The organism is Pseudomonas sp. xss_2 (genome assembly GCF_043104195.1).
Lineage (GTDB): Bacteria > Pseudomonadota > Gammaproteobacteria > Pseudomonadales > Pseudomonadaceae > Aquipseudomonas > Aquipseudomonas urmiensis.
This window is the reverse complement of sequence record NZ_JBICKL010000098.1, coordinates 1-1,775: the sequence shown is the minus strand read 5'-3', so window position 1 is coordinate 1,775 and position 1,775 is coordinate 1. Positions and strand designations below refer to the sequence as shown.

At 63.9% G+C, this 1,775-nt stretch carries 3 protein-coding genes; all 3 read right to left on the bottom strand.

The annotated features are described in order from the left end of the window. On the bottom strand, nucleotides 1–881 hold an 881-nt coding region (locus tag ACF8K2_RS24105; RefSeq protein ID WP_392468115.1), incomplete at its 3' end, for a TIGR03752 family integrating conjugative element protein. Beyond that, nucleotides 871–1,674, bottom strand: coding sequence for a TIGR03749 family integrating conjugative element protein (locus tag ACF8K2_RS24100; protein WP_063423897.1), 804 nt, complete (start codon nucleotides 1,672–1,674; stop codon nucleotides 871–873). The genes ACF8K2_RS24100 and ACF8K2_RS24105, both read right to left, overlap by 11 nt. Beyond that, nucleotides 1,674–1,775: DUF2895 family protein (locus ACF8K2_RS24095; RefSeq protein WP_392468118.1), on the bottom strand; the 102-nt coding region annotated here is incomplete at its 5' end. The genes ACF8K2_RS24100 and ACF8K2_RS24095, both read right to left, overlap by 1 nt.

Sequence of the window (1,775 nt, the reverse complement as noted above, 5' to 3'; positions counted from 1 at the left end):
AGGTTGTCCGGTCCCACCAGTACCTTGAACGGGTAGGGATCGTTCACCGTGCCGTCCACCGGCACGCGACCAATCAGGGCGGTCATGGCGACCGAGCCCATCAGGGTTGAGTTCTCGGGGATGGTGTAGACCGGCTTGGCCCCCTCGGCGCGATCCTGAGTGTTTTCCAGATCGCGCTCGCCCTTGGCCACGGCGCGTAGATGGTCTTGGCCCCGGTCGATCGCGTTGTTGTCCAGGCCATGTAGATCCTTGAACTTCGACGTCAGCGATGACAACGGCCCCTCGGTTTTGCTGGCCCCCTTCTGAACAGCTCGAGTGTTGGACGGCTCGATCCATTGCACCGCATCCGCTGGCGGTTGGCCCCCGGAAAATTGTTGTCCGTCACCCGGCTCGAGACCAAAGCCCACGGGGACATCGGACTTCGCGGTCGGCTTGCTGGTGAGTTGGTCCTTCAGCCGGGACAGCAGACCCTGGGTTTCGCGGTGCTGCTGCTCGGCCTTCTGCCGGGCATCGTTGGCCTGCTGGCGCTGTTCGGTGACCTGCTGCGTGACACTGCTCAGCGTGTTTTGAATGCGGCTGTCGATATTGCCTTCGCGCGTGCGCAGCCGATTGTTCTCGGTCTGCAGCGTCTCATTGCCTTTCCTCAGCGACAGCATCTCGCTGCGCATCGCCTTGACCTGGCCAATCAGCGTGGCCACGGTGTCGCGCGGCGTGTCGCCGGCAATGCCGAGGGCCTTGGCCTGATCTGGGCTGAGGGCGGTGTTTTCGGGATCATGGGCAGGTTGAGCGTCTGGCGCAGACACCCAGGATTTGCCGATGATCAGCACAATCCCCAGCAGGACCGCAGGCACCAGCCATTTCAGCAAGCCGTTAGCTTTCATGATCGGCGGCCTCCGGTGCAGGAGGTGGCAGCAGCGCATGCTTCAGGTCGCCACCCCGGGTGACGAGGTACGCCACGGTGGTGTCTTCAGGTGTGCCGGCGTGCCCCAGGTACTCATGCTGGAAGGTGGCGGCATACAGCGCGGCCTGCAGGTGACGCGGGTCCAGTGTGACCTTGCCCGGCCCACGGTTGACGATCTTCACCGCCGTCACCCAATAATCGCCTAGCCGCCAAGCGGCGAGCCCCTTGATGGATACGTGCTCGGTCGGCAGGAGTGTGCTGAATCCTGAGGACTCGCCTAGCGGGACCCGACGCACACCAGGCAAGGGTGCCACGGTGCGCAGAGGCGCATACAGGTTTTGCGCTGCATAGCGAGTCAACACTACCGGTACCGGCGTGGCTGTAGGCGCTGCGTCCGGCGCGGTGTTCACGTCCGGCGTCTGCGCTTGAGCGACGATCTTGACCGGCTCCAGCGCCTCGCTGCCCTCGAACGCTTCGATGTCGACCAGGATGATGTCCCCCGACTTCACCGACTGCAGCTGGAGGCGGGTAGGGGGAATGGCTTCCGACGCATGCAGGTACACCGTGCCACCGACCGACTGCACGCGCAGCTTGCTGCTGATCGCACTGGGGAGCCCGACGCGGACATCCTCATCCAGCATGAGGATTCGTTCCTGGCCCACCGTCAGCGGCACGGCCAGCGGCAGGCGGTCCCAGTACTTGACCTCGACGGCACCCACAGCGGAACACCAGCCGGCGATCGAGACCAGCATCAGGATCAAGATACGCATCATCATGCACCTCCAGGCAGTGTCAGCTTCTGCGGTGTGCCTTCGTAGCAGTCCAGGGCCAGGCCCCACTTGTTGTGCTCGGGATCGACGTCAAAGCGCACGAC

What these genes read in the sequence shown, in the direction of transcription:
- ACF8K2_RS24100 (WP_063423897.1), bottom strand. Translation starts at nt 1,674, where the DNA reads ATGATGCGTATCTTGATCCTGATGCTGGTCTCGATCGCCGGCTGGTGT.